Origin of the sequence: Pseudomonas sp. FSL R10-1339, assembly GCF_009600545.1 — a bacterium.
GTDB classification, from domain to species: Bacteria; Pseudomonadota; Gammaproteobacteria; order Pseudomonadales; family Pseudomonadaceae; genus Aquipseudomonas; species Aquipseudomonas bubulae.
Map to the genome: position 1 here is coordinate 1 of NZ_WIVQ01000143.1, position 6,972 is coordinate 6,972.

6 protein-coding genes and 3 pseudogenes are annotated in these 6,972 nt (G+C 58.2%); 5 read left to right on the plus strand and 4 right to left on the minus strand.

The features are described from left to right. A pseudogene (locus GHO03_RS25660) lies at window positions 1-74 on the minus strand (hypothetical protein); the annotation flags it as partial. Here GHO03_RS25660 and GHO03_RS23005 point away from each other — a divergent pair. From GHO03_RS23005 to GHO03_RS23015, 3 genes and pseudogenes are all read left to right on the plus strand, one after another. Beyond that, window positions 72-1,049, plus strand: a pseudogene (locus GHO03_RS23005) (FAD-dependent oxidoreductase); the annotation flags it as partial. The pseudogenes GHO03_RS25660 and GHO03_RS23005 sit on opposite strands and share 3 nt — an antisense overlap. A 30-nt stretch (window positions 1,050-1,079) precedes the next feature. After that, window positions 1,080-1,430, plus strand: coding sequence for a RidA family protein (locus tag GHO03_RS23010; protein WP_094999879.1), 351 nt, complete (start codon window positions 1,080-1,082; stop codon window positions 1,428-1,430). A gap of 22 nt (window positions 1,431-1,452) precedes the next feature. Continuing rightward, complete coding sequence (locus GHO03_RS23015) at window positions 1,453-2,355, plus strand: transporter substrate-binding domain-containing protein (RefSeq protein ID WP_150628471.1); 903 nt, start codon at window positions 1,453-1,455, stop codon at window positions 2,353-2,355. A 573-nt stretch (window positions 2,356-2,928) separates the two neighbouring features. On the opposite strand, the gene GHO03_RS23020 is transcribed toward GHO03_RS23015, so the two are convergent. Beyond that, the gene (locus GHO03_RS23020; protein ID WP_094999877.1) at window positions 2,929-3,648 is read right to left on the minus strand and encodes a 16S rRNA (uracil(1498)-N(3))-methyltransferase; all 720 of its coding nucleotides are present in this window, start codon (window positions 3,646-3,648) and stop codon (window positions 2,929-2,931) included. A gap of 73 nt (window positions 3,649-3,721) precedes the next feature. Continuing rightward, complete coding sequence (locus GHO03_RS23025; protein ID WP_138738912.1) at window positions 3,722-5,128, minus strand: adenosylmethionine--8-amino-7-oxononanoate transaminase; 1,407 nt, start codon at window positions 5,126-5,128, stop codon at window positions 3,722-3,724. A gap of 272 nt (window positions 5,129-5,400) precedes the next feature. Between GHO03_RS23025 and GHO03_RS23030 the strand changes: the two genes are divergently transcribed. Further along, window positions 5,401-5,952: a cytochrome b gene (locus tag GHO03_RS23030; RefSeq protein WP_094999875.1), complete on the plus strand. Its 552-nt coding sequence runs from the start codon at window positions 5,401-5,403 to the stop codon at window positions 5,950-5,952. A 32-nt stretch (window positions 5,953-5,984) separates the two neighbouring features. Beyond that, window positions 5,985-6,560 (plus strand): YceI family protein, encoded by a 576-nt coding sequence (locus tag GHO03_RS23035; protein WP_094999874.1) that lies wholly within the window; start codon window positions 5,985-5,987, stop codon window positions 6,558-6,560. Between the two features lie 159 nt (window positions 6,561-6,719). Here GHO03_RS23035 and GHO03_RS23040 read toward each other — a convergent pair. After that, a pseudogene (locus tag GHO03_RS23040) lies at window positions 6,720-6,972 on the minus strand (DEAD/DEAH box helicase); the annotation flags it as partial.

Consider the following 6,972-nt stretch of genomic DNA (forward strand, 5'->3'; position numbering starts at 1 on the left):
ACGCCGGCATCGGCCAGCGGTGCTACATAGCGGTAGGAGAGCTGGCCACCATTGGCAAAGCTGGTCTGGCTGCCCAATGGCGCTGGCTGGCCTCGTTTGTGGCTGCCTGCCGTGGCTCGGTGAACCAGCGCAATGGCGCGCATTTGCTGCGCCTGGCATTGCTCAGCCAGGCCACGCTGCAGCAGTGGCGCGAAGAAGATCAGCTCGACGGCTTCGCCTGGCAGCGCAACGGCAAGCTGGTGGCGTTCCGTGAGCGCGGCAACTTTGAAAAGGCCCGGAAAAAAGTTATCCACAGCTCATTTCAACAAGCACTGACTGCCGGCGAGTGCGCCAGCCTGGAACCCGGGCTGCAAGGCTCGTCGTTTATCGGCGGTATTTATACCCCCAGCGAAGAGGTCGGGGATTGCCACGGATTCTGTCAGCAACTGGCCACCCGCTTGCAGGCCAGTGGCCGTTGCACCTTTATGCTGGGCAAGACCGTCACCCGGCTTCGCCACGCCAACGGGGCGGTACAGGCAGTGGAAATGGGCGACGAGGTTCTGGCCGTGGACCAACTGGTGCTCGCCGCCGGGCACAACAGCCCGGCCCTGCGCCTGCCGGGGCTGCACCTGCCGTTGTACCCGCTCAAGGGTTACAGCCTTACGCTGGCCCTGACCGACCCGCAAAAGGCACCACAAGTGAGCATTACCGACTACGACCGCAAAATTGTCTACGCGCGTATCGGCAAGCAACTGCGCATCGCCGCGATGGTCGATATCGTCGGCTTCGACCCTGCCCCGGACCCCAAGCGCCTGGCGCAAATGCGTCAACTGGCCAGCAGCACTTTCCCGGATGCGGGCAACTATCAAACCGCCATCGAATGGGCTGGCATGCGCCCTGCAACCCCCAGCGGCGTACCCATCCTGGGTGCCAGCGGTTATCGCAACCTGTGGCTCAACCTGGGCCACGGCGCCTTGGGCTTCACCCTGGCCTGCGGCAGCGGGCGCTTGCTCAGCGAGCTGATTGCACAACGCAAAACCTCCATTGACATGCAAGGCCTGGCCGCCTGAGTGCGCCATCCCGTCCAGAAGGAAAGCCATATGACCATTCAACGCATCAACAGCAATGACCGTTTGAGCGCCGCCGCGACGTTTGAAGCCCTGGTGTTTCTGTCGGGACAGGTGCCTACGCAAAGCGAGGACATTACCGCGCAAACGCAAGAAGTGTTGAGCAAGATCGACGCCCTGTTGGCCGAAGCTGGCAGCGATAAAGACCACATCGTTAACGCCACCCTTTACCTGCAAAACATCCAGCGCGACTTTGCGGCCATGAATGCCGTGTGGTCAGCCTGGCTGTCGGCAGGCAAGGCGCCCACCCGCACCACCCTGCAGGCGGAGCTGGCACGGCCTGAGGTATTGGTGGAAATCAGCGTGATTGCAGTTCGTCATTAATCTGTGTGAGGGGAAAACAACAATGAACAAATTTGCCTTGATCAGTTGCACGCTGGGCCTGTTAATCAGCCATGCCGTACAAGCCAACGAAGCCCCGTTGCAGGGCACACTGAAAAAAATCGCCGACTCGGGAAGTATTACCCTGGGTTATCGCGATGCATCGGTGCCGTTCTCCTATGTCGGCGATAACAGCGGCAAGCCCATGGGCTATTCGGTGGAGCTGGCCAATAAAATCGTCGAGCGCATCCAGCAGCAAGTGGGCAGCAAACCGCTGAAGGTCAAATACAACCTGGTGACCTCGCAAACCCGCATCCCGCTGGTGCAGAACGGCACCGTAGACCTGGAATGCGGCTCAACCGGCGTGACCGCCGAACGGCAAAAACAGGTGGCATTTTCCTATGGGTTTATTTACGTCAAAGGCCAACTGCTGACCGCCAAGGACAGCGGCATCAAGGGCTTTGATGATTTGCGCGACAAAAACGTGGTGACAACGGCAGGCACCACCAACGAACGCTTTATCAAAAGCTACAGCGCCGACCACAAAATGGGCATGAACGTGATCAGTGCCAAAGATCATGGTGAAGCCTTCAAGATGCTCGAAACCGGCCGCGCCGTTGCGTTTTATATGGACGATGCGCTGCTCTACGGCGAACGTGCCAAAGCTCGTGATCCGCACAAATGGGTGGTTGTAGGGGATGAGCAATCCCGTGAAATCTACAGCTGCATGGTGCGCAAGGACGACCCGCAGTTCCTGGCGGTGGTGAACAAGACCCTGGCCGACCTGTATCAGTCCGGGGAAATCACCAGCATTTACCAGCGCTGGTTCGAACAACCGATCCCGCCCAACGGCCTGAACCTGGAGTTCCCGATGACCGCCGAGCTAAAACAGATCATCGCCAAGCCGGTGAGTGATCCGGTGGAGTAAGGGCGTCAAAAAAAGTCTTCCGTTACACCCTCACCTTCAAACCAGCTGCCCCAAAACGCGCCTGCTGCACTCAGGCGCGTGCTGCTTCAGTGCGTTGCCAGCGTATCCAGCGACTTGTCGACATAACCCTTGGCCAGCTCCACCAAGTGCATGACCGACAACACCAAATCGAACGGGTGGCAGCCGTACGCAGGTTAGTAGACCGGTGAGCTCGGAAACCGGCGCGCCCGAGGGCGCCCTGCGCACGGCCACCATAAAGCGGGGCCAAAAAAACGCCTCACTAAGGTGGCGCCTTGCGCCTTGCTCATCTACCAGGCGACTAAACCCGACCGCTGATTTGCAGCGATGGGCCGAGACTATTCCCCGATTTGAACAGGCGCAAGCGAGCGGAATCTTCTCGGATGATTCACGAGAATGAAAGCGAAACGTCGTACGAAACGACTGAAATTGAAGGCCACGCCTTTGTGGGAGCGGGCTTGCTCGCGATGCAGGCGCCGCGGTAGGTCTAGATAATCGCGTCGACCCCATCGCGAGCAAGCCTGCTCCCACAAAAGCAAAAAAGCAGGGCCTGACTTAGAAATCACCCCACAACTGCTGCGCCACGGCCAGGGCTACAACCGGCGCAGTTTCGGTACGCAGCACCCGTGGGCCAAGGCGTGCAGGCTGGTAGCCGGCGGCCTGGGCCAGGTCGATTTCGTTATCGGTCAGGCCGCCTTCGGGGCCGATCAAAAACGCCAGGCGCGAAGGTTTCGCGTGGCTGGCCAAGGGTTCTGACACCGGGTGCAGCACCAGCTTGAGGTCGGCTTCAGTGGTTTTGATCCAGTCGCTGAGCAACACCGGCGGATGGATAACGGGCACCCGCGAACGGCCGCATTGCTCACAGGCGCTGATCGCCACCTGCCGCCAGTGGGCCAGACGTTTGTCGGCGCGTTCGTCCTTGAGCCGCACTTCGCAGCGCTCGCTCATGATCGGGGTGATTTCAGTCACGCCCAGCTCGGTGGCCTTTTGAATAGCCCAGTCCATACGCTCGCCACGGGACAGGCCCTGACCGAGGTGAATGGCCAATGGCGATTCAACTTGCCCTGCGAAGGTTTCGTCCAGCAGCACGCGTACGCGCTTTTTGCCGACTTCCAGCAAGCGTCCCAGAAACTCCTGGCCCGAGCCGTCGAACACTTGCAAGGCATCGCCCTCGGCCATACGCAGCACGCGGCCAATGTAATGCGCCTGAGCCTCAGGCAATTCATGCTCACCAAGGCTCAAAGGAGCGTCGATAAAAAAGCGGGACAATCTCATTTAAATTCTCTGAAAATTCGGGTGCTAATGTGGGAGCAGGCCCGCTCCCACAGGAGATACAGTACGGCCCGGTTTAACCCGGGTCACGGAAGTCCGGGTGAAAATTCGATGGCACGGCCACGCTGATGTCGCTGCGGGTCGCGATATCGATCCCTTCACTGGCCACTTCAGCCAAAAAGTCGATCTGCTCGGGGGTGATCACGTAAGGCGGCAAGAAATACACCACGCTACCCAGTGGGCGCAACAACGCACCCCGCTCCAGGGCGTGCTGGAAGACTTTAAGCCCCCGACGCTCCTGCCACGGGTAAGCGGTTTTGCTGGCCTTGTCCTGAACCATTTCAATGGCCAGCACCATACCGGTCTGACGCACTTCCGAGACATGAGGATGATCAACCAGATGGGCAGTCGACAGGGCCATACGTTGAGCCAAGGCCTTGTTGTTCTCGATAACGTTGTCTTCTTCGAAGATATCCAGCGTCGCCAACGCTGCGGCACAGGCCAGCGGATTACCCGTATAGCTGTGGGAATGCAGGAAGGCGCGCAGGGTCGGGTAATCGTCGTAGAACGCGCTGTACACCTCATCCGTGGTCATGCAGGCCGCCAACGGCAAATAGCCACCGGTCAACGCTTTGGACAGACACAGGAAGTCCGGCGTGATACCCGCCTGTTCGCAGGCGAACATGGTGCCGGTGCGGCCAAAGCCCACGGCAATTTCATCAAGGATCAAGTGCACGCCGTAACGGTCACAGGCCTCGCGCAGCAGTGTGAGGTACACCGGGTGGTACATGCGCATGCCACCCGCGCCCTGAATCAACGGCTCGACGATAACCGCAGCCACGGTTTGATGATTTTCGGCGAGAGTCTGCTCCATCGCCAAAAACATCGTGCGCGAATGCGCTTCCCAGCTCACGCCTTCAGGGCGCAGGTAGCAGTCGGGGCTCGGCACCTTGATGGTGTCGAGCAGCAACGCCTTGTAGGTTTCAGTGAACAACGGCACATCGCCCACGGCCATCGCGGCCATGGTTTCACCGTGATAGCTGTTGGTCAGGGTAACGAAGCGTTTTTTGTCTGGCTGTTCACGGTTGAGCCAGTAGTGAAAGCTCATCTTCAGCGCAACTTCGATGCACGACGAGCCGTTATCGGCATAGAAGCAACGGGTCAGGCCTTCAGGTGTCATCTTGACCAGCCGCTCGGACAGTTCGATCACCGGCTGATGGCTGAAGCCTGCAAGGATCACGTGCTCCAACTGATCGACCTGATCCTTGATGCGCTGGTTGATTCGCGGGTTGCAGTGGCCAAACACATTGACCCACCAGGAACTCACGGCATCGAGGTAGCGCTTGCCTTCAAAGTCTTCCAGCCACACGCCTTCGCCGCGCTTGATAGGGATCAAGGGCAGTTGTTCATGGTCTTTCATTTGGGTGCAGGGATGCCACAACACGGCAAGGTCGCGTTGCATCCACTGGTTATTCAGGCCCATTTTCACTCTCCTGGCGCTGGCTCCCGGCGTGTGCGGGCAAACAAGAGTGCAAGCCTATGCAATGCGCAGGCGTGTAACAACCTATTACGTTTACTCCGTATTCAAAGACGGCCTTGGACACCCACAGGCAACACAAATATTGTTAACGTTTGCTTAACGTTTGACTCTCAGGCTTCAGATCGTATTTATCGATAGCTTGCAGCAATAAAATGCGCTTTCAATCGATAGGTAAACCATTAGTCTTAGACCCAAGTTCCTACAGGATGTTGGTCATGCAGCTACGTAACTCTTCTTCTCGCTATGGTGCCGTCAGCATCTTCATGCACTGGTCTGTTGCGTTGGCGGTGTTCGGGTTGTTCGCACTGGGGTTGTGGATGGTCGGTCTGGACTATTACAGCCCTTGGCGCAAAGAGGCGCCTGACCTGCATAAAAGCATTGGTCTGACGCTATTCGCTGTAATGCTGCTACGCGTTGTATGGATCTGGTTCAGCCCGGCACCACCGGCACTGGCCAGTTACAGCCGTGCAACACGAATCGGTGCCAAACTCGGGCATGGTTTTTTGTATCTGGGTTTGTTTGCCGTGATGATCGCCGGCTACCTGATTTCCACCTCTGAAGGCGTGGGTATTCCGGTTTTCGGCCTGTTTGAAGTCCCTGCACTGATTTCCAACCTGCCTGACCAGGCTGATGTAGCGGGTGTCGTGCATCTTTACCTGGCATGGGCCGTGGTCATTTTTGCAGGGCTTCATGGTCTGGTTGCTTTGAAACACCACTTTATCGATCGTGATGCGACCCTGAACCGTATGCTGGGGCGCAAAGCCTGATGCTCAACCTCAACTCAAAAGGAATAGAACGCATGTTGAAAAAGACCCTCGCTGCGCTGGCTCTCGGAACCGCAATGCTGACCGCAGGTCAGGCCATGGCGGCTGACTACACCATCGACAAAGAAGGCCAGCACGCCTTTATCGACTGGAAAGTCAGCCACCTGGGCTTCAGCTTCATTCACGGTACTTTCAAAGACTGGAGCGGTACGTTCTCGTGGGACGCAGCCAAACCTGCCGACAGCAAGATTGACGTGACCCTGAAAACCGCCAGCCTGTTTTCCAACCACGCCGAACGTGACAAGCATATCGCCAGCAAAGATTTCCTGGACGTGAGCAAGTACCCGGAAGCGACCTTCAAGTCGACCAAGGTTGTGCCGACTGGCGACAACACAGCTGACGTAACCGGTGACCTGACCCTGCACGGTGTGACCAAGCCTGTAACCTTCAAGGCAACGTTCAACGGCGAAGGCAAGGATCCGTGGGGCGGCGAACGTGCTGGCTTCAACGCGACCACCACCATCAACCTGCAGGATTTCGGCATCAAGTCCCCAAGCAAGGACCAGACCCTGAGCCTGGATATCTCGCTGGAAGGCGTAAAGGCCAAGTAATAGCGCTTTTAAACGGCTAAAAAAAACGCCCCGGCTTGTGAGAGCCGGGGCGTTTTTTTGTGTGCTGTCGTAGGAGCGGGCTTGCTCGCGATTGGATTGCCTCGGTGCAGCCGTTAACCCGAAGTACCTGAATCGCGAGCAAGCCCGCTCCCACAATTTTTAGCGGTTACGCGTCAGCAGCGCTGGCTTCTCGCCACGCGGGCGGTTCGGCAGTTGATCGAGCTGCTCAGGCGTCGGGAAGCGATCGCTTTTCGACTCTTTGTGCATGATCTTCGGCTGGTTCTCGCGTGGGCCTTTAACCGCTGGCTCTTGACGGGCATCGTCACGGGCCGGGCGGTTTTCGCGACGGGCCTGGCCGTCACGCGGAGCGCCACTGCGTGGACCGCTGCGCTTGGCAGGCGGAGTGCCAGTG

Excerpts from the sequence above, each read along its gene's own strand:
- GHO03_RS23010 (WP_094999879.1), top strand. The coding sequence starts at position 1,080 with ATGACCATTCAACGCATCAACAGCAATGACCGTTTGAGCGCCGCCGCG.
- GHO03_RS23015 (WP_150628471.1), top strand. The coding sequence starts at position 1,453 with ATGAACAAATTTGCCTTGATCAGTTGCACGCTGGGCCTGTTAATCAGC.
- GHO03_RS23020 (WP_094999877.1), bottom strand. The coding sequence starts at position 3,648 with ATGAGATTGTCCCGCTTTTTTATCGACGCTCCTTTGAGCCTTGGTGAG.
- GHO03_RS23025 (WP_138738912.1), bottom strand. The coding sequence starts at position 5,128 with ATGGGCCTGAATAACCAGTGGATGCAACGCGACCTTGCCGTGTTGTGG.
- GHO03_RS23030 (WP_094999875.1), top strand. The coding sequence starts at position 5,401 with ATGCAGCTACGTAACTCTTCTTCTCGCTATGGTGCCGTCAGCATCTTC.
- GHO03_RS23035 (WP_094999874.1), top strand. The coding sequence starts at position 5,985 with ATGTTGAAAAAGACCCTCGCTGCGCTGGCTCTCGGAACCGCAATGCTG.